Source organism: Pseudoalteromonas sp. 2CM32C (assembly GCF_023161925.1).
Taxonomy (GTDB): Bacteria; Pseudomonadota; Gammaproteobacteria; order Enterobacterales; family Alteromonadaceae; genus Pseudoalteromonas; species Pseudoalteromonas marina.
Window position 1 is genome coordinate 169,770 of the sequence record NZ_JALNTI010000003.1, and the last position, 20,307, is coordinate 190,076.

Sequence of the window (20,307 nt, forward strand, 5' to 3'; positions counted from 1 at the left end):
AAACTTATTTAAATATGGCCAAGTTATAAGTGGCGGTTTAATTTTAAGGTGAACGCTTCCCCATGAAAATTCACAATAAACTATTTTTAATTTTGTTTAGCTTTACCTTTAGCATTATTGCGGGGCTGGTGGTGCTTATACAATGGAGCATAGGCCAAGGTGTTATTGATTATGTGAATGCAAAAGAAATAAAAGCACTTGAGCCGCTTGTTACAAAGCTCGCAAAGCAATATGAAAGCAGTGCCTCGTGGGACGAAGTCATTCGTGACAATAAAAGTTTTAGACGCCTTGTTGAAGCCGAGTTACAAAGCAGCCAATTTTCTGAATTTGCAGAGCGCCCAAGTCCTAGAGGCCGGTCAATGAGGCCACCACCACCTGAACGCGGTCGCTTTGATATGAAAGGCCCTCCCAGACCAAACGATATTGCTCATTACGCGTTACTTAATAAAAATAAGCAACCGATAAGAGGGCGTTATCTCGATGAACTCACCTATATCAATACGCCAATTACTGTTAACAATATAGTCATTGGTTATTTAGCTGTTTCAAAAAGAGATAATTTAGTTGATGGCTACGAGCTTGATTTTTTAGAACAGCAAACAGACTACTTATGGTTTATTGCTATAGCTGCTGCTTTATTTACGTTGCTGTTAACTTTTTTACTATCACGGCATTTAGTAAGCCCGGTGAAAAAAATAGCAACCGGGATGCATCAGCTTACGCAAGGGCACTTCACTACTAAGCTGACTCTTGATAGAAAAGACGAATTAGGCCAATTAAGTGAAGATTTTAATACACTGGCCTTTACACTAGCTAAAGATGAGCAAGTACGTAAACGCTGGTTAGCTAATATTTCTCACGAATTAAGAACACCAATGAGTATTTTGCTGGGTGAACTTGAAGCAATGTTACTTGGCGTACGTGAGCCTAACGCCAAAAATATTAGTTCAGCTAATGATGAGGCGATGCATTTAAAGCGCCTAATAGATGATTTACATATGCTAAATAGTGCCGAATTAGGGGGGATGCACTACACCATGCAGCCAACCGATTTAACAATACTGTTAAATACAATCGAGCAAAAATATCAGGTTATATTTGAGCAGCATACAATCAAACTTTATCTATTAAATAGTGCTCAATACGCCAATGTTGAGGCTGATAAAACACGGCTACTGCAGTTGTTTGATAATATTTTAATGAATGCAGTTCATTATGCTCAGTGCACGACTATTTCAATAACTGCTAAAAACATAAGTAAAAAAGGGCAGTCATTTATTGAGCTGAGTATTGAGGATAACGGAGTTGGGGTAGAGTCTTCACATTTAGCGCATTTGTTTGAATACCTGTATCGAGTTGATGGTGCGCGTAACCGCCAAGAAGGTGGCTCAGGCCTTGGTTTATCAATCTGTAAACATATAGTTGAAGGCCATAATGGTGAGATAGTCGCAGAAAAAGCGGACCTAGGTGGTTTAGCTATTATTATACGCCTGCCAACCATTTAACAATGTTTAAACCTAACCTTTAAATTGCCTACTTTATTAAGTGGTTTGAATTTACGTTACGAATAGAGGTGCCAATGAGTGAACACATTTTAATAGTTGAAGATGAAGAAAAGTTGTCTAATTTAATGAGTGATTTTTTAATGAATCATCATTTTAATACTCATCAAATACACCATGGGAATGACGTACTTCCATGGCTTGAAATTAATAGGCCAAGCCTTATTTTGCTAGACGTAATGTTACCAGGTCAAAGCGGAATCGAATTATGTAAAGCGATTAGGCGTTCTTCCAATGTGCCTATTATTATGGTATCGGCCAAAGTAGAAGAGATAGATCGCTTGCTAGGGCTTGAGTTAGGCGCAGATGATTATATTTGTAAGCCGTTTAGTTACGCAGAGTTGGTTGCGCGGGTAAAAGCTATTTTAAGGCGTCTCAACGTTTCAGCAGTACAAACATCGGTAATGCAATTAGATGAAACCACCTATAAAGTAAAATACCAAGATAACGACATTGAGCTAACTAACTTTGAGTTTCAGTTGTTTAAACCTTTGTTTAATAACCCAAGTAGAATTTATTCACGAGATAGCTTAATGGATACCATGTACACCGATCAGCGTATTGTGAGTCATAGAACGATTGACAGCCACATAAAAAAATTGCGTAAAAAGCTGGATGAATTAACTAAAACAGAGAGTGTGATTCAATCTGTTTATGGGGTAGGTTATCGCTTTGTACACCCGCAATAAGGGAGCAAAGCGATTAACATAAACGTTGGCGTTTTATTCTTCGTCTGAAAAGTTAATGCGCGCTAGTCGCTCTTGCTCTTCATCGGCTGCAGCTTGTATCTCGTCTAGTACTGAATCAACGTCAGCTTCTTCGCTGTCATCTTCAAATTCACCGGTGAGTATAGAATTAGGTGTAAGTTTTGCCTCTTCAAATAGTGCCCACATTTCTTTAGCGTATTGGGTATTTAACAACTCAGGTGCAAACTCACTATAGTAACGACGCATGTTGTTTACGTCACGAGCAAACATGGCTTCAGCGCTATTGTTAGCAGACGCATTTACAGCTTGCGGTAAATCAATAATCACAGGGCCTTTATCGTCAACAAGCACGTTAAACTCTGATAAGTCTCCATGAATAATACCCGCGCACAGCATAAGCATAATGTAATGCATCATCAGTGTATGTTGTTTGATAGCTTCCTCTTTACTCATACTTACATGGCCTAGCTGCGGCGCAACATCGCCTTCGCTGTCAGACACAAGCTCCATGAGTAAAACACCATCAACACAAAAATATGTATCGGGTACACGCACACCGGCTCTAGCTAAACGAGAAAGAGCATCAACCTCAGCATTTTGCCAAATCTCTTCTTCTAACTGGCGCCCGTAACTTGAGCGTTTTCCCATTGCGCGAGCTTGGCGACCACCGCGAACTTTTCGGCCTTCTTGGTATTGTGCGGCTTTTTTAAAACTGCGTTTAACAGCATCTTTATAAACCTTTGCACACCGAATGTGTTCACCACAGCGAACTACAAATACATCGGCTTCTTTACCGCTCATTAGTCGGCTAAGTACTTCATCAATTAAACCGTCATCGATAAGGGGTTGTAAGCGTTTTGGTGTTTTCACAGCTTGCCTGCTAAGTGGAGTTGGTTATTAATCATTATTTAAGAAAGTGCTCTGTAATTAGTTGTTTTATATACTCAAGCAGTATATCAGCTTTAAGAATTAAGGGCAGTATTACGCGCATTTACACATGCTTGCGTTAGCTTATCTGCTGATTGTAAATTGAGCAACCAGAACGCCCTAGAACACATCAATTTTTTAAATTATTTAATACTTCCTTATTGTTTGCACATTTTTTGCGTTTTTAAGGTGTAAGTTTACGGTATCAACACGCCCTAAATATAAGGTTATTACTATGAAGCATTTAACATCAACGGCAATGATTGTATTACTTAGCATTGTTTTTTCGGCCAATATTGCTGCAAAAGGAAGTAATAACAAACCGCCTAAGCCAGACTTTTCAACTCTCGACACCGATGGCAATGGTGCAATTAGTTTTGATGAATTTAATACTAAAAAGCCACCTCACGGTGACGCACAGACTATTTTTGATGAAATTGATGCTGACGGTAATGGGGAAATCAGCGAGCAAGAATTAAGTGAACATAAACCACCTCGTCGTGAACGTTGAAAGGAAACTAACATGATCAATTCAATAAACAATAACGCTACTAATTTTATGCCGCAGCAAAAAAGCCAAGCTGTATCGCTAACATCAGAACAAAGTGATTTTGTAAAAGAAACGCTAGCGCAATTTGATCCCGAAAACTTAACCTCTGAAGATGCAAAGAGCATTCAAGTTGCGTTTGAAGAGCAGGGTATTTCACCGACTAAAGAGCTGGCAGAATTGATGAGCGAGCTTGAATTTGATGCTAAAAGTATTGGTGATGCTGGCCGACCTGAAGGGCAAAGACCGCCTCCACCGCCACAAAATTCACTAGAGCAAGTTAATACAGAAGATGTAGTAAGTTACCTTGATGAATTACTCGAGCAGTATTCAAGCCAAATAAACGATGAAGATAAAGACGCTATACTATCGGCTGTTCAAGAAAAGTTTGGCTTGTCTGAATCTGATTCGTTACTCAGTATTAAAGCGTAAATATGTGTAAAAGCTGACACAAAAAGCCCAGTAATACTGGGCTTTTTGTGTAGGTGGTTAGTTTAAGCGGGTTTTAATTTTACTGGTGCCATCTTCTTCGGTAAATTTAAATACAAAGTCTTTTTTACCGTCTTGGTTAATGTCAACTAACAAAATATCTTTACTTTTTTTAGGTAGGGTTAACTTTATTTTTTTACGCTTTTTGTTCAGCAAATTGTTCTCTTCGCCGTAGTAAACATAGAGCGTTTTTTTGCTGTATTTATATACCGCATCAGTTTTGTCATCCCCGTTTATATCGCCTATGTATAAAGGTGGGGTTGCATCGCCATTGCTCATATTTATTTCCATCTCAAGGTCAATTTCTATACTTGATTTACTAGCAAATGAGCCATCGGTTTGTTGCTTATAAATATTCATCTCTACATCTACGTCAGTTTTACCACCGCCCATAGCCATAGAGGCAATAGTGCCAAGGCCAATGTCTAAGTCCATTGTTTGCAGGTCTATTAAGCCATCGTTATTAAAGTCTGTTTCAAATACAAGCTGACTAGGGCCGCTGGTATTTAACAATTTAATAGGTGTTTGACTAAACCCTGTTTTATTACCTAAATAAAGGTTATGCGCTATGTCAATATCGAGCGAATCCATACCTTCCACTGGTTTATATTGCTTGGTAATAAAGTCTAAATAGCCATCGTTGTTTATATCAAGAAGCTGCTTTATTTTGCGTTTTTCACCGTTACTAAGCTCGCCCAACTCAATATTAAAATTAACGTCAGCCATGGCTTTGTTGTAACCATTAGTATTTGCGTAAAGCACATCGGCGCCTTGTTTATTTAAAAACACTAAGTCATTTAGGCCGTCGTGATTAAAATCCGTAATTGTAGGTTGGTTATTAATATCAACCTCAAGGGTGAGACCATCTTTTGAAAAATCACCAGTAAACTGCGTCTTTTTTTCAAAAGTATGAGGGGTAAATTGGCCGTTGTTAGTTTGAATATAAAGGGTTGTTTGGTTTAAGTCTGGGAGCAAAATATCACTCAGGCCATCTTTGTTGGCATCAATGATAAAGTTTATTTTTTCAAACTCTGTTACTTCTAACTGGTTTATTACTGATGTATATGCAAATAAAAGTGAAGGTTTTTCTTTATCCGCTTTGTAAATGCCATCGCTAGCTACCACAAGCGCTTGCTTATCGCTTGTATTCGCAAGTGTTGCCACGTCAAAACCAATTGCATTGTCAGGCAGAGCGAGCTGAGAGTTTTGTGCTGATAGTAAATCAATGCGTTCTAGCTGTTTAAGCTCTTTGTTAAAAGCAAATAACGTTGTCGAGTCGGTTGTTACTAACCCTTCAGTGGTTTTAATCGACATGGTTTGCGCTAATAAAGTACTAGGCGCAAGCAATATAAGTAATGCACTAAACGGTTTTAACATGGTAAATCCCTTTGTATAGTTTTAAGTAGGCGAATATTTAACTCTTTTCAGCTTACGGCAAAAACTAACGTTAGGGTGTAAGTAATTGTAATAAAATGTTTATGCTAGTTAGCTTAATTAACCTAAGCGCTGAACATATTTGCTAAAGATAGGTTTATTGTCCACAGTGCAGTTTAATCAACTAAGTTGTTTTAGGTATTTGTGCAAGTTGGTATGGTTAGAATTACTCTATTTTAGGTAAAAATAATGCACTAATGGCGCCACAAAACCCAAGCAGGCTGTAGAGCAAAATAAGTTCAGCGGTAGATAAGAAGCTTTCAAGTAATCCAAGGCTGCCTAACATGAGTAAAAGCACGCCAATAACCGTGTTACTTACTGCAACATAGTCGGTGCGCTTGTTTCCTTGTGCCATATCGACTAAGTACGTTTTGCGGCCAAGGCGTACACCTTGGTGAGCAACAGAGAGTAAAAAGTAAAGTGTAGGCAGCAACCACCAAGCACTCAACAAATGGTTAAACCAGGTTGCAATAACAAATACCGTTAAGCCATTAAAAGTTACAAGCATGGCACTAAGCACTAAAACTCGTTGGCTTGATAGGTCGCTTAATCGCCCCCAAATTGGCGCGGACACTAAACTGGCTAACCCCGATACAGCAATAAATGTTGCAAGTAACGAAAACTCAAACGATTGGCGACTCGCTAAAATAATATAAAATGGCGCGCTTAAAGCTGAGCACAATAAAAAAGCACGTGTGACAACAAAGTGGGCAAATTGCTTATCTTGGTAAAGGAGTTTAAGTTTTGTAAATGCATGCAGTAATCCGTTTTTCCCACCGTCGGTGGCCCCTTTGTATTCATTTATGCGGCTATAAAAAAAGGCCGCCACAATCCACATTATTGCGCCCAATACCAAGGCAATTAATACCGTGTTTTGTTCCTTCTGCTGTGAAAAAAACCACATCAGTAGTCCAAAGGTTAGGGTTGCCAAACCTGCAATACTTGCCGCTAAGCCGCTAATATTGCCTCGCTGTTTTTTTGGAATTACTTTACCCAGTACATCTTTTGCTGCTACTGAATTAAAGCCTCGTGCTAAACTAAATAATATTAACAAACCTAAAATAGCGAAGCCTGCTTGTTTTCCCTCTAATACAAAAGCAACGCCTACCATGGCTAATATACATATCGATTGCGCAATAGCGCCAATTACCCACACCCATTTACGAACAGATAATTTGCGGATCACATCGGCAATGGCCAACTGCGGAAGTAAAGAGCCAGACTCCCTTATTGGCACAAGCCACGCTATAAAGCTGCCAGGTACGTTTAAGCTATGCATTAACCAGGGAAGCGTAACTTTGGGGTTGAGTAGTGCGTCTGCAAACTTACTAAACAGCTGACTCAGTAATAAAATAATGAAGTTACCGGGCACCTCTTTACATGCAGACTCATCAATTTCTTTGCAAGCTTTAGCATCTTCTTCATTGTTAAGGCGCTTATAAATTTGCTCTTTTGTTAGTTTGACCACGGCTTTACACTGCTTTTAGGTAAGTAAATTTATACTAGGTTGATATGTTTAAATATTCTACTTTCAGGCAGGTTAATGTGATCATTTTAGTAGCGCCATATTTATAGCGGACATAAAAAACCAGCATTTAAGCTGGCTTTTTTGATACATTCTAGCACTTTATTTAAAGTCGTCTGCGCTATGTCGTTCGGCTAACTGTTCTTCCTCGGGCCCCCATGTGCGATTAACTCGACGACCTCTTTTAACCGCTGGACGCTCAGAAATTTGTTTGGCCCATCTAACAACATGCGTATAAGAGGCAACGTCTAAAAACTCAGCAGCATCGTATAAGTCGCCTAAAACCAGTGAGCCATACCAAGGCCAAATGGCAATGTCGGCAATAGAATATTCATCACCTGCCATATAATCGTTACTGCTCAAATGCTGATTAAGTACATCGAGTTGGCGTTTGGTTTCCATAGTAAAGCGGTCAATGGGGTATTGCATTTTACTTGGCGCATAGCTATAAAAGTGGCCAAAACCACCACCTAAGTAGGGAGCTGATCCCATTTGCCAAAATAACCAGTTACGGCACTCGGTTTTTGCTACAAGGCTTTTGGGTATAAGTGCGTTAAATTTTTCACCTAAATATTGCAAAATAGAGCCAGACTCAAATACACGAGTTGGCGGTGTTGTTGAGTGATCGAGTAACGCAGGAATTTTTGAGTTTGGATTAATATCAACAAAGTCAGAACCAAACTGATCTCCCTCGCCAATATTAATTAGATAAGCATCGTATTGCGCATCATTAAGGCCAAGCTCTAAAAGTTCTTCAAGCATAATAGCGGCTTTTTGGCCATTAGGCGTTGCCAGCGAGTACAGTTGAAATGAATGCTCGCCAATAGGCAAGGTTTTGTCATGAGTTGCCCCAGCTATGGGTCTATTAATACTGGCAAACTTACCGCCACTTTCACTTTCCCACGTCCACACTTTAGCTGGTGTGTAATCGTTTGTATCGCTCATAAATAACCTCACTGTTAGATTGATTCACTTAAAATAGTTTTTTACAAACCTTTTTGTCTATCTGCTTTTGCTAATTTATAACCCAAAAACAACCCGCTTAGGGTTCCGAATAAGTGGCTTTCAAACGAAATATGAAAGCGTTGCGGCAATACGCCCCAAATAAATCCGCTATAAAGTATGGCAACAACGATAGCGATTATGATTGATTTTAGCGAACGCCTGACCACGCCATAGCAGAGAATAAAACCCCACAACCCGTATATTACGCCGCTCAAACCAACATGAAGGCTACTACGGCCAAATGCCCAAACTAATAACCCGCCCAAAAGTGCGGTGAAAATAAATACAGAGTAGAACCGTTTAACACTGTATTGACAAATGAGCCAGCTGAGCACTGCAAAAGGCAGCATGTTACTGGCAAAGTGCCACCAGCTACCGTGTAAAAAGGGAGCGCAAAGTATGCCTATTAATCCTTGTATGCTGCGCGGGTAAATACCTAAACCATTAAGGTTTATACCAGGAAGGCTATTAATAACTTGAAGTACAAAGCAAGCAGCGACAATGCTAAATATAGCAAAGCGAGTCGTTGTTAGTAATGACAGAGACGAAGGCTTGGTTGTCATAAATTTCCCTAATTGACCTTAAACAGTTGCCAGTATAGGAATTGTATTTGGTAATGAAAAGCAAATAAAAAGCACAGCTCAAATGCTGTGCTTAATTAAGGCCGCGTTGGCCTTTAGTATTTAAATGCTATTAACCCAATTTAGTTAATAGTTTTTTAGCAGCAAGCTCTGAGCTTGCAGGGTTTTGACCCGTTATTAGCAAACCGTCTTCTAGGGCAAGTACACCCCAATCTTCAGTTTTTTGGTAGTCGCCACCTTTTTTGATTAGCTCGTCTTCCACTAAAAAAGGAACTACGTCGGTCAGTTGTACGGCTTCTTCTTCGCTATTAGTAAAGCCAGTTACTTTTTTACCTGCTACCAATGCGTTGCCGTCTGCATCTTTAACATTTAAAAACACAGCACTTGCATGGCAAACGCCCGCAACTGGTTTTTCTTCTTTAACAAAACTTTCAATTAGTGATACAGAATCGGTGTTATCTACTAAATCCCATAATGGGCCGTGGCCGCCTGGGTAAAATACTGCGTCGTAATCGCTTGAGTTTACTTCGCTTAGTGCATGTGTGTTGGCCATTAGCGCTTGTGCTGCGCTGTCTGCATCGTAACGTTTAGTTGCATCGGTTTGAAAATCAGCAAGTGTGCTTGTAGGGTCAATTGGCGGTTGGCCACCAGCAGGAGACGCAAGTGTCACTTCAGCGCCAGCATCGACAAATGCATAGTAAGGTGCTGCAAATTCTTCAACCCAAAAACCGGTTTTTTCACCTGTGTTACCAAGATCCGCATGTGAAGTAAGTACCATAAGTATTTTTTTAGCCATAACTATATTCCTTCGATAATTGAGTTAATTAGTATTTGGTATTCACCAAACTCGTATCATTACTATATGCATTTAAATTACTTTAAACAACGATGATAAATTTGACTTTATTGGTTTAATAATTGATACAATTAATGGGTTGAATTTTAACTAGGTGGAAAAGCCATGAAAGTGTCGTTCGAGCAATTAAAAAGTATGGTGGTGTTTGCGCAAATTGTAGAGCAGGGAAGTTTAACAGCCGCCGCTAAGCAATTAGGTTTAACACGCGCTGTGGCAAGCTATCACTTAAAAAAATTAGAAACCCAGCTTGAAGTTACACTTTTAAACCGCTCTACTCGCACAATGACACTTACAGAGGCCGGTATAGCGTACTACGAGCGTTGTCGCGTTATTACTGAGCAAGCCAATGCCGCTAATCAACAGATAGAGAATATAAAAAGCGAGCCGCAAGGTTTACTTAAAGTGAGTTGCCCCGTTAATGTAGGGATGCAATTAATTGTACCCGCTATAAATACGTTTAAGCGCCAATATCCAAAAATTGAAATCGACCTACAGCTAACCGACGACGTAGTAGATATAATAAAAAATGGTTTTGATATTGCCATTCGAGGTGTTGCGTTAAGTGACTCAAACTTACAAGCGACAAAACTGACCACAATGAGTACCTGTATTTGTGGCTCTTCAGATTACTTTAACTATTTTGGTAAACCTAAAACGCCAGCTGAGTTAAGAGCGCATAAATGGGTTGTGTATCAGCTGGGGAGTAAAACTTTAACGCTTCAAAAAGATGGCAAAAAGCACGACATTACAATGCAAGGTGGTTTAAGCACAAATAATGCGGCAGCACGCACGGCATTTGTAGAGGCAGGGCATGGTCTTGGCCGTATTCCCTTATATGATGCCTGGCCAAAGGTGCAAGCTGGGCTACTAGAGATCATATTAGACGATTACAAAACTAAAGATATTGAGCTTTACGGGGTGTTTCCGCCAGGTGCTACAGGCTCTAAAAAACTTAGGTTATTTATTGATTATTTAAAAGCGTACTTTGTAAAGCAGCATACCGCGCTGGGTATGCTGAAAAGTACTTAGTAAGACGTTTTTTAAGTGTTTATAAAGTGCGATTAAATAGCGTCACGGCTTGTTGGTACATTGCGATTGCCAATGCACCGTCGTATCGCTCACCTTCATCACGCATAAAGGCATGTTGCGCGTTAACTTCTTGCCACTGGTAGTTAATGCCTGTCGTTACACATTGCTGATAAATTTTACTGCGGCCTTCTTGTGGTACATGAGGGTCTTGTTTACCCCAAATAAAATGTATTTCACCTTGTATATCGGCCATGCGCTCAAATGAATTGTTTCCTTCTTGAGCTGGTAATGTATTGCTGTGAATATCCGTTGCGTATAAGCAAAACGCTGCTTTAATTTGGGGATTAAGTGCAGCTCTATAAGCTAAATGTCCGCCAATACATACGCCCATCGCCCCCACTGAACCTGAGCAATACCGCTGCGATTTTACAAAATCGATTAATGTTTGTGTGTCGCTATCGTGATGCTCAAGCGATTTTTTCCACTTATCCGCATTGCCTTTGTCTTTACCTGCATCATCGTAAGCAAGTACAGTCCCGATAGGATTTAACTCATGAAATACCTCAGGCACGAGTACAACAAAACCATGGCTTGCTAAAAGTGCAGCACTTCGAGCAATAGGAGCCGTTTGCTGAAAAATCTCAGAATAAAAAATAATGGCAGGAAACTGACCATCGGCTTGTGGACGATACACTGTGGTTCGCATTAGGCCTGTTGGCGTTGGTAAGTCGGTATTATGTTGTTGGATGATCATAAAAGCGCTCAGTTAAAAAGGTTTGGTAATTTCTTTATGGTAACTGAGCGCAGCAGAATAAACGACCGCTGAAATGCGTTTTTAAATGCTGGCTGGCATTTTATTACAGCTTGCGTAGTAGCTTACCGTGGCTGGCCAATCAGAAAATATACCCATTACACCCACTTGTTTTGCTAACACATCAACTACAGTCATCATATCGCCATCGTTATTGATTACATCAGCAATTGACTGATAATAATAACCACCCCCTTCATTTAGCGGCCCTGAGCGCTCAAGGCTCCATGCTATGAGCTTCAAACCTGCCGCTTTTGCTTCAATTGCGTATTGTGAAGGAACAATATTGTTATCGTTATCGATGGTAAGCATCATCCAAATGGGAGGCGCAAGTATTTTAACGTCGTCAGCAACCAGTTCAGCCATGCTTGGTTGCCATGTTGCTGGATTGCTCGGGTCAAAACCAGCTTCACTATCGCGACCATCTAAATAAACACTTTGATCTGCAAATTCAGGGTTGGTGTTAATCCAATATTTAACATCGTCTAAATTAAACGATTGTGGGTATACCTGATTTGCGGGGACATCTAATTGCGTGTATTCATCAAGCATTTTTTGTGCGTATTGTTCTTGGCTCATACCATCAAAAGGCATGCTAACTTGAGGCGACTTAAGCTCTGGGGTCATTTTTACACCCAACTCTTTAAATAACTCAACACTTTGCTTGTGGGTTAATAGCGTTCCTGTTTTTGAGTATAAATCGGTACGCCAATTTGGGGTGCCGTCAAGGTATTCTGCCACTGTGCTGGCTTTAGGGTTCGCACCATCCATTTTTCCTTCAAGGGTTAAAAATTCGCTCAGGCTAATATCGCTTGTACAGCACTTTGCTGAAGCGGGAGTCCCGGTATTTGGATCGGCTGGGGTAAATGGCACACTGCATTTGGCGGCAAGTTCTGGGATAGCTAAAATGTTAGTGGTAGTATGTAAGTCACATTGTGAGTGGCGACACACTAGTTCTTTATCGTTTGTAAACGTTACATCGCACTCTACAATACCTGCGCCCATTCGCGCTGCTGCAATATAAGATTCTTTAGTATGTTCAGGGTATTGCATTGGCGCACCGCGATGCCCAATTGAAAAGTCTGTCTTATAAAATGGGCCATCTTGGCATGATGCTAATTGTGTTTTTAACTCGCTTGGCGCCATGTCGTTAATTAAATAATCAGGGCGTGTGCCAAGTTGAACATTGCTACCTTGGGCAACTTCTACAACGACTGGCGTGGGTACTTCTACAATTTCAACTTCAGTGTTAGTTACTAAAACGTCTTTTTCGACTACTTTAACTTCATCGTCACAACCGGTAAGTGCAACAATTAGAAGGCAACTGGCAGATAAGGTAATACGCTTCATTGTTTATCCTTAAAAAATAAAAGTTGCACTACCTTAGTAACTCTTAATGACAATTAAACGACAGAAAAGTGAACTTATTTTTTCGTCATTATCTGATTAACCACTAACGCTAAAAGCATTATTGCTGCACCAATACTTAGCCTAAAAATATCGGCATCTCTATTCCAAATAACAATATTAACAATAATACCGGCAGGGATGAGCAAGTTATTCATGACCGCCAACGCCCCAACATTGACAAGCGTTGCGCCTTTATTCCATAAAAAATAACCCAAGCCTGAGGCCACTATCCCTAAATAAATTAAAATCCCCCATTGTGTATTTGTGCTTGGCAGCTTACTCGAGTTACCAAATAATGCGTAACATAAGCCTGCAACAATAAGGGCGCCAATAAAAAACCAGCTAAATGCCGCCTTGTCGTCAAGCTGCTTGCCTTGCATTAACCGTTTGTAAGTAACTTGCCCAGTTGCAAAACTTAAATTGGCTCCTTGCACAAGCAACAGTCCTAGCCAAAAGTCATTGTCGAGATTTTCATAACGAATTGCTACTGCACCCAGCACGGCAATTAAGGCAACAATAAAAAATTGCGGATTAAACTGTTTGTTAAGGGTATCGTTTAATAAAGTAATATAGAGCGGCGTCATAACAGTAAAAAGCAATACTTCAGGGACGCTTAAAAACAAAAATGAGTGGTAGTAAAAACTGTACATAACCCCAAGTTGCACAGCGCCTATTAACATAAGTTTGATTGCGGTGGCGGGAGGAAGGCGTTTGATAAACGGTAAAAATACCAATGTAGCTAGCGCAACACGGATTAATACGCTAAACCATGCATCAACGTGCCCAGCTAAATATACGCCAATTAAACTAAACGAAAATGCCCAAAGCAGGGTCACTGCAAATAAATAGCCCATAACCATCATTGTGTAATAACTAATTGGCTAAGTTTATCTGTTATAAATTAAGGTATAAACAATAAAAGCCCGCAAGCGGGCTTTTATATTAAAAATAATAAGTTAAGTTATTATTCTACTAAACCACGGCGCTTAAGTAGTGCGTCGGTTGTTGGTTTTTGACCTCTAAACTCAATGTAGCTTTGCATTAAGTCACGGCTATTACCTTTTGATAGGATTTCTTTACGGAAGTTATCGCCGTTTTCACGTGTTAAACCACCGTTGTTTTCCATGTGTGCAAATGCATCGGCTGCAAATACTTCAGTCCAAAGGTATGCGTAGTAACCCGCAGAGTAACCGCCGGCAAAGGTATGGCTAAAGTAGTTTGATTTATAACGCGGTGGTACAGGGTAGTAATCAATACCATGAGCTTTTAGCGCTGCGTTTTCAAACTCTTGAACATCACTGATTTTCTTATCTGAACCAAATGAGTGCCATTCCATATCCAGTAAAGCAGCCGCTAAATATTCAGTCGTACCAAAACCTTGGTTGAATTTTTGCGATGCTAATACTTTATCAAGTAATGCTTGTGGAATTGGCTCACCTGTTTTGTAGTGCTTAGCGTAATTAGCAAGTACGCTAGGCTCAATCATCCAATCTTCATGTGCTTGAGATGGAAACTCAACAAAGTCACGCGCTGTTGCAGTGCCTGCAAGACTTGGGTATTTAACATCTGAGAATAAACCGTGAGCCGCATGACCAAATTCATGGAACATAGTCGACACTTCGTCAAAGGTCATAAGCGTTGGCTCGCCTTCAGCAGGCTTTGGAATATTTTGCGCGTTGTAAATAACAGGTTTAGTGCCTTTTAAGCCGCTTTGGCTTACGTATGCACTCATCCATGCGCCGCCACGCTTGCCTTCACGTGCGTATGGGTCCATGTAAAATAAACCAATTGCACTGCCGTCAGCGTTAAATACTTCATAAACGGTTACATCTTCGTGGTAAACCGGTAAGTCTTGACGTTCTTTGAACGTAATACCGTATAGTTTATTCATCGCAAAGAATAAACCATCGTTAATTACTGAGCTCATTTCAAAGTAAGGTTTAACTAACGCAGGGTCTAGGTCGTATTTTTCAGCACGTACTTTTTCAGCGTAAAATGCCCAATCCCAAGGTTTAAGTTCGAAGCTTTCGCCCGAATCATTAATTACTTTTTGAATAGCTGCTGCTTCAATTTTCGCTTTTTCAACTGCTTTAGGGGCAAGGTCATCTAAAATGCCGTATACATTTTCAGTTGTTTGCGCCATACGCGAGGTCATTACATACGAAGCCCAATCTTTGTAGCCTAAAAGCTCTGCTTTTTGTGCACGTAAGTTTGTTTCTTCAATGATGATAGGGCCATTTGTTTGTGCTGCACGGTTTGCTGACGCAGTAAAAATTTGCTCACGTAACTCGCGGTTTTCAAGGCTTGATAAAATAGGCTGTTGCGTGGTGTTCACAAGCGTGATCATGTAGCCTTCTTTGCCTGCTTTTTTAGCTGCAGCTGCTAGGCCTGCAATTTCACCTTCAGAAAGGCCTGCAAGTTTAGACTTGTCAGTAACAACAATCACGTCTTCTTTAAACGATTTTAAAACGTTTTGCGAAAACGCAGTAGATAAGTTAGCAAGTTGTGCGTTAATTTCGCGCATTTTTGCTTTTTCTTCGTCACTTAATTTAGCACCGGCTTTTACAAACTGCTTGTAGTAAAAGTCAACAAGGCGTTGATCTTCAGCGCTTAGTGTTGCTTGGTTATCGTAGATTGTTTGAACGCGCTCAAATAAAGCACCGTTTAAATAAATGTCATCAGAGTGAGCCGATAATACTGGCGCCATTTTTTTACTAATGCGCTGGTATTCGTCATCTGAAATTAAGCCCGATAAGTTATAAAATGCCGTTGATACACGGTTCAATAACTCACCAGATAGTTCCATTTCAACTAATGTGTTTTTAAATGTTGCTGGCTCTGGGTTATTAGCAATTGCTTGAATTTGAGCTGTATGCTCTGCAATACCCGCGTCGAAGACAGCTTCGTAATCTTTAGTACCAAATTTATCAAACTCAGGTGCCATGTATTGTAAAGGACTTGGTTTGAATAACACATTGCTTGCGTTTACGTCTTGCACTTGTGCTGCGCTTTCTTTTGCCATTGTTTGTGTTTCTGATTTATTTTCTGAACAGGCAGATAGTAATAATGCACTAGCAATTGTAGTGGCGATTAGGGTTTTACGCATAATAACTCCATAGAAAGATTAGCCGGGATAGGCTTTTCGAGTCGAAAAACCCACTTAACTTACCAAATTTTGATTTATATACAATAAAGTTTATCGAGATTAAGCAGGATTTAAACGCAAATTAGCTAAAAATAGATGTTTAGGTAGGTAAAAGTAGCTTGTGTTGTTTGTTTTTTGGTGGCACAAGTACTGCAAAGTAACAAAGTGCAATTTTTAAAGTCAGTTAAATTGCATTGTGGCGTGCTAATGTTAGTTAATTAAAACACATTCACTCTATAATAATATTAAAGACCCCCTGATTGGAAAATAAATGAATTTAGAACAAATAAACGAAATCCTTTCTTTTGTTGTATTTAGTTACAACGATATACAACTCACAGTGGCAAAAATAATTCAGGTGCCACTTATTTTATTTGCAATGTGGTTTGTGGTGACACACATTGGTAAGTTAATAAAAAGAACTTTACTCGCCAAGAAAATAAGCCAAGATGCTGTTCATTTATTTACGCGTATTTATTTTATTTTAAGTATCGCCATATTAGTTTTTACCTCGCTAGAAGTATTAAATATTCCATTGACGGCTTTTGCATTTGTATCGGGTGCTATTGCAATAGGTGTGGGGTTTGGTGCGCAAAATATAATTAATAACTTTATAAGCGGTTGGATATTAATGTGGGAGCGTCCTATTCGAATAGGTGACTTTTTAGAAGTAGGCAGTGCCAAGGGTGTCGTCGAAACTATTAATACACGTTCAACGCGGATTCGTCGAAATGATGGCGTACATATGTTGATCCCCAACAGCCAATTATTAGAAAACACCGTAACAAACTGGACGTTAATTGATGGGAATGCACGCTCGTCGGTAAGCGTAGGTGTTGCTTATGGATCGGATGTAGTTTTAGTTAAAAAGCTCATCCAACAGGTGCTTGATGAGCATAAAGCGATTTTAAAAACACCAAAATCGGCAGTGCTATTTGACGACTTTGCCGATAGCTCATTAGTTTTTAACGCTGTTTTTTGGGTATGTGCTGAATCTGAAACCATGCTTAGAACCGTGCGCAGTGATATTCGCTTTAGTCTGTACGATGTATTTGAGCAAAATAATGTAGTGATTGCGTTCCCTCAACGAGACATTCACATAGATGGAGAAATAGCCTTAAAACGAACGTGATAAAGCATTGAGGAAAAAACCGGCTAGTGCGGTTTTTCACCTTAGCAAAAACTGTTCCTAAGTTAGGTTTTTTAGTTAAAACGTTAAAACTGCTACTTTATTTGTAGTTTTATTGATAAGGACATATGTCCTTATATTTGGGTTTTTACATCTAAAAAGTAATAAAAAGTCGCTATCTTGTGGTTAAATGTTGCAAAAAAGTTTCAGAAATTGAAAAGTTTTATGCAGTAAATTTATTACACAGTGGTATAATCTCTTACGTTCGTTCAGCCTTATTATTTCGTTTTTGTACTCTCGATAATGAGGTCCGCGCGCATATAGCCAAGTCGCGAAAAATTGTACGAGCCCGCAATGAATACATTGCGCAACACAAAAAACCGTTGAACAAGAGTGCATACAAAAGGTTAAAACCCGACATGAAAGCAATTAAAAAATCTGCAATAGCGACAATCATTAATGCCGCACTATTATCTGCTGCTGGCACTTCTGTTTCTTCATTTGCTGCTGAAGAAGAAACGGCTAAAAAAAATAACCAATTAGAAGTTATTCAAGTTACTGCGCGTAAACGTGTAGAAAATGCTCAAGAGGTTCCTGTAGCTGTATCTGCACTGCAAGGTGATAACCTTGATGCATACAGCTCGGCAGGCATGGATATTCGTTTTATGAACGCAAAAATTCCAAGCTTGTCTATCGAATCTTCATTTGGCCGTTCTTTCCCACGTTTTTACGTACGTGGTTTAGGTAACACAGATTTCGATTTAAATGCGTCTCAACCTGTATCGTTAGTTGTTGATGAAGTTGTTCAAGAAAATGCGATTTTAAAAGGCTTTCCTGTATTTGATGTTGAACGCGTAGAAGTGTTACGTGGTCCGCAAGGTACTTTATTTGGCCGTAATACGCCTGCAGGCCTTGTTAAATTTGACTCAGTTAAACCTAGCCAAGAGTTTGACGGTTACGGTGCGGTTTCATACGGTAGCCGTGGCGCTGTAGATACTGAAGGTGCTGTAGGTGGTGCGTTAACAGATCGTTTATCTGCTCGCGTTTCATTATTATGGCAAGATAAAGATGATTACATTGATAACCAAGCACCTGGTTTTGAAGCTAAAGATCAACAGGGCGGTTATACTGAAAAAGCAGCACGTATTCAGTTTTTATACGAAGGCGATGATTTTTCTGCTTTATTAAACTATCACACACGTGATTTAGATGGTTCACCTATCGCGTTCCGTGCAAATGTTATTGAGTCTGGTTCTAACGAATTAGTCGATAACTACGAGCACGATGTTGTATACCAAGATGCCGGTGCTCGTTCTACTCAACAAGTAGAATCTGAAGGTATGAGCCTAAGACTTGAATGGGATCTTGAAAACCACACTGTAACGTCTATCTCTGCATGGGAAAGCGCTGAAATATACTCTCGTGGTGATATTGACGGTGGTTACGGTGCTGTATTCCTTCCTGATTACATGGGGCCTGGCTTTATTCCTTTCCCTTCAGAAAGTGCTGATGGTATTCCTGAGCAAGATCAAATTACTCAAGAGCTTCGTTTATCAAGTAACTTTGATGGCGACTTAAACTATCAAGTAGGTGTTTTTTACTTTGACGAAGAGCTAACAATTGAAAACTTTAGCTATGACACGTTTTCATCACCGGCCGGCGCTTTAAATGGGTATGTTAAACAGCAACAAGATACAACTGCTTGGGCAGTATTTGGCTCTGTTGATTATGTTGTATCTGATGATTTAAAAATAACAGCGGGCCTTCGTTACTCTGATGATGAAAAAGACTTCTCTGCAGATCGTACACTAAGCCCTATTGGCGGTGGTGCTTTATTTATCGAGCAAGATGTTAGCGATAGCCACGTGAGCTGGGATTTATCTGCTAACTACAAAGTAAACGAAGACGTAAACTGGTACAGCCGTGTAGCTAACACATTCCGTGCACCAAGCTTGCAAGGTCGTATTTTGTTTGGTGATGAAGTAACAACCGCTGATTCTGAAACAGTGACTTCATTCGAAACAGGTATTAAATCAGACGTGCTAGACGGACAAGGTCGTGTAAATGCAACTGTGTTCTACTACACAATGAGCGATCAGCAATTGACTGCTGTAGGTGGTGGTGCAAACTTTAACCGCTTAATTAATGCAGACAAAACGACAGGCTACGGTTTTGAGTTAGACACTGAGTGGGTATTAAGCGACGAGCTAAATGCAACATTTAACTTAAGCTATAACAAAACTGAGCTTAAAGATAATGACTTAGCGGTAGCTGTGTGTGGCCAATGTACAGTGACAGATCCAACTTTCCAAGTTGCAGGTGCCTTTGGGCCTGAAGATCGTGCAATTTTAGACGGTAACAGCTTACCGCATGCACCAGAGTGGATCTCTAACTTTACGCTTCGTTACACTAAAGAGCTTGAAGATGGTGATTTCTTTGCAAACGGTGATATTTCTTACCGCAGCAAAATTAACATGTTCTTATATGAATCTGTAGAGTTTGAAGGCAAGCCTTTAACTGAAGTTGGTCTTCGTGCAGGTTACAGATGGGCAGAAGGTGACTACGAATATGAAGTTGCTGGTTTTGTTCGTAACTTATTTGATGAGCAACAAGCAATAGGCGCTATCGACTTTAACAATAACACGGGTATTGTTAATGAAGAGCGTTATGTTGGTGCTGAATTTAAAGTTAAATTTTTCTAATTAATAGATTAGAAATTTACATTTAAAAGCCTGCCTTGTGCAGGCTTTTTATTTTGTGATCCCTTTTAGAGCTGTTAAAGTAGCGCATAATTGGTTTATTGATAGAGAAATATAATGGCTGGATTTTGGAATTACCGTGTGATTTTTTGTGAAGCAACAAAAGATGAAGCAGCGCAATATCAAATACACGAAGTAGAATATAACCTAAATGGTAAAGTAACTAACTGGTCAGAAACAGGCGCAGCACCGTTTGGTACAACGCTTGATGAATTAAAAGATGACTCGGAGCGCTTAAAAACTGCTTTTGAAAAACCTGTACTTAAGGTGGTTCGTAAAGCCCGTGGCTATGAGTTAGTTGATATTGAAACCGGTGAAGAAGCTTTTGGTGAGCCGCCGGCGGGTTTAACGCAGTAATAATGAAAAAACAAAAAAGGTGCTCTAGCACCTT

18 protein-coding genes are annotated in these 20,307 nt (G+C 39.8%); 8 read left to right on the forward strand and 10 right to left on the reverse strand.

Annotated elements, in window-relative coordinates; translation table 11 throughout:
- The first annotated feature begins 62 nt into the window (after nt 1-62).
- Both MTF67_RS07750 and MTF67_RS07755 read left to right on the forward strand, forming a co-directional pair.
- Entirely contained in the window at nt 63-1,505 is a 1,443-nt protein-coding gene (locus tag MTF67_RS07750; protein ID WP_248519203.1) for an ATP-binding protein, read from the forward strand.
- A gap of 74 nt (nt 1,506-1,579) precedes the next feature.
- Complete coding sequence (locus MTF67_RS07755; RefSeq protein ID WP_248519204.1) at nt 1,580-2,251, forward strand: response regulator; 672 nt, start codon at nt 1,580-1,582, stop codon at nt 2,249-2,251.
- 33 nt (nt 2,252-2,284) lie between these two features.
- Here MTF67_RS07755 and MTF67_RS07760 read toward each other — a convergent pair whose 3' ends face one another.
- Nucleotides 2,285-3,139 (reverse strand): PA4780 family RIO1-like protein kinase, encoded by an 855-nt coding sequence (locus MTF67_RS07760; protein WP_008132303.1) that lies wholly within the window; start codon nt 3,137-3,139, stop codon nt 2,285-2,287.
- Nucleotides 3,140-3,431: 292 nt separating this feature from the next.
- Between MTF67_RS07760 and MTF67_RS07765 the strand changes: the two genes are divergently transcribed.
- Together MTF67_RS07765 and MTF67_RS07770 are read left to right on the forward strand one after the other, a co-directional pair.
- Nucleotides 3,432-3,707 carry an EF-hand domain-containing protein gene (locus MTF67_RS07765; protein ID WP_008132299.1) on the forward strand — a complete coding sequence of 92 codons (276 nt, stop codon included), beginning with the start codon at nt 3,432-3,434 and terminating at the stop codon, nt 3,705-3,707.
- A gap of 12 nt (nt 3,708-3,719) precedes the next feature.
- Nucleotides 3,720-4,175, forward strand: a complete 456-nt coding sequence (locus tag MTF67_RS07770; protein WP_248519205.1) for a hypothetical protein — start codon at nt 3,720-3,722, stop codon at nt 4,173-4,175.
- Between the two features lie 57 nt (nt 4,176-4,232).
- Here the strand turns inward: MTF67_RS07770 and MTF67_RS07775 are convergent, their stop codons facing one another.
- The 5 genes from MTF67_RS07775 to MTF67_RS07795 all read right to left on the reverse strand — a co-directional run bounded on the left by MTF67_RS07775 (nt 4,233) and on the right by MTF67_RS07795 (nt 9,573).
- Nucleotides 4,233-5,609, reverse strand: a complete 1,377-nt coding sequence (locus MTF67_RS07775) for a VCBS repeat-containing protein (protein WP_248519206.1) — start codon at nt 5,607-5,609, stop codon at nt 4,233-4,235.
- Nucleotides 5,610-5,832: 223 nt separating this feature from the next.
- Nucleotides 5,833-7,134 (reverse strand): MFS transporter, encoded by a 1,302-nt coding sequence (locus MTF67_RS07780; protein WP_248519207.1) that lies wholly within the window; start codon nt 7,132-7,134, stop codon nt 5,833-5,835.
- Between the two features lie 159 nt (nt 7,135-7,293).
- The gene (yghU, locus tag MTF67_RS07785; protein WP_248519208.1) at nt 7,294-8,136 is read right to left on the reverse strand and encodes a glutathione-dependent disulfide-bond oxidoreductase; all 843 of its coding nucleotides are present in this window, start codon (nt 8,134-8,136) and stop codon (nt 7,294-7,296) included.
- 41 nt (nt 8,137-8,177) lie between these two features.
- The gene (locus MTF67_RS07790; RefSeq protein WP_248519209.1) at nt 8,178-8,759 is read right to left on the reverse strand and encodes a rhomboid family intramembrane serine protease; all 582 of its coding nucleotides are present in this window, start codon (nt 8,757-8,759) and stop codon (nt 8,178-8,180) included.
- A 130-nt stretch (nt 8,760-8,889) separates the two neighbouring features.
- On the reverse strand, nt 8,890-9,573 hold the full coding sequence (locus MTF67_RS07795) for a type 1 glutamine amidotransferase domain-containing protein (RefSeq protein WP_006791436.1): 684 nt from the start codon (nt 9,571-9,573) through the stop codon (nt 8,890-8,892).
- A 165-nt stretch (nt 9,574-9,738) separates the two neighbouring features.
- Between MTF67_RS07795 and MTF67_RS07800 the strand changes: the two genes are divergently transcribed.
- Complete coding sequence (locus MTF67_RS07800; protein WP_248519210.1) at nt 9,739-10,662, forward strand: LysR family transcriptional regulator; 924 nt, start codon at nt 9,739-9,741, stop codon at nt 10,660-10,662.
- Between the two features lie 19 nt (nt 10,663-10,681).
- On the opposite strand, the gene MTF67_RS07805 is transcribed toward MTF67_RS07800, so the two are convergent.
- From MTF67_RS07805 to MTF67_RS07820, 4 genes are all read right to left on the reverse strand, one after another.
- Complete coding sequence (locus MTF67_RS07805; protein ID WP_248519211.1) at nt 10,682-11,416, reverse strand: dienelactone hydrolase family protein; 735 nt, start codon at nt 11,414-11,416, stop codon at nt 10,682-10,684.
- An 81-nt stretch (nt 11,417-11,497) separates the two neighbouring features.
- Entirely contained in the window at nt 11,498-12,823 is a 1,326-nt protein-coding gene (locus MTF67_RS07810) for a glycerophosphodiester phosphodiesterase family protein (RefSeq protein ID WP_248519212.1), read from the reverse strand.
- Between the two features lie 74 nt (nt 12,824-12,897).
- Nucleotides 12,898-13,746: a DMT family transporter gene (locus MTF67_RS07815; RefSeq protein ID WP_248519213.1), complete on the reverse strand. Its 849-nt coding sequence runs from the start codon at nt 13,744-13,746 to the stop codon at nt 12,898-12,900.
- A 101-nt stretch (nt 13,747-13,847) separates the two neighbouring features.
- Entirely contained in the window at nt 13,848-15,989 is a 2,142-nt protein-coding gene (locus MTF67_RS07820) for a M3 family metallopeptidase (RefSeq protein WP_248519214.1), read from the reverse strand.
- A gap of 310 nt (nt 15,990-16,299) precedes the next feature.
- Between MTF67_RS07820 and MTF67_RS07825 the strand changes: the two genes are divergently transcribed.
- The 3 genes from MTF67_RS07825 (at nt 16,300) to MTF67_RS07835 (ending at nt 20,273) form a co-directional block, all read left to right on the forward strand.
- The gene (locus tag MTF67_RS07825; protein ID WP_006791430.1) at nt 16,300-17,160 is read left to right on the forward strand and encodes a mechanosensitive ion channel domain-containing protein; all 861 of its coding nucleotides are present in this window, start codon (nt 16,300-16,302) and stop codon (nt 17,158-17,160) included.
- 416 nt (nt 17,161-17,576) lie between these two features.
- Nucleotides 17,577-19,859 carry a TonB-dependent receptor gene (locus tag MTF67_RS07830; protein ID WP_033018864.1) on the forward strand — a complete coding sequence of 761 codons (2,283 nt, stop codon included), beginning with the start codon at nt 17,577-17,579 and terminating at the stop codon, nt 19,857-19,859.
- Between the two features lie 114 nt (nt 19,860-19,973).
- Entirely contained in the window at nt 19,974-20,273 is a 300-nt protein-coding gene (locus MTF67_RS07835) for a hypothetical protein (RefSeq protein ID WP_006791428.1), read from the forward strand.
- Nucleotides 20,274-20,307 lie beyond the last annotated feature (34 nt).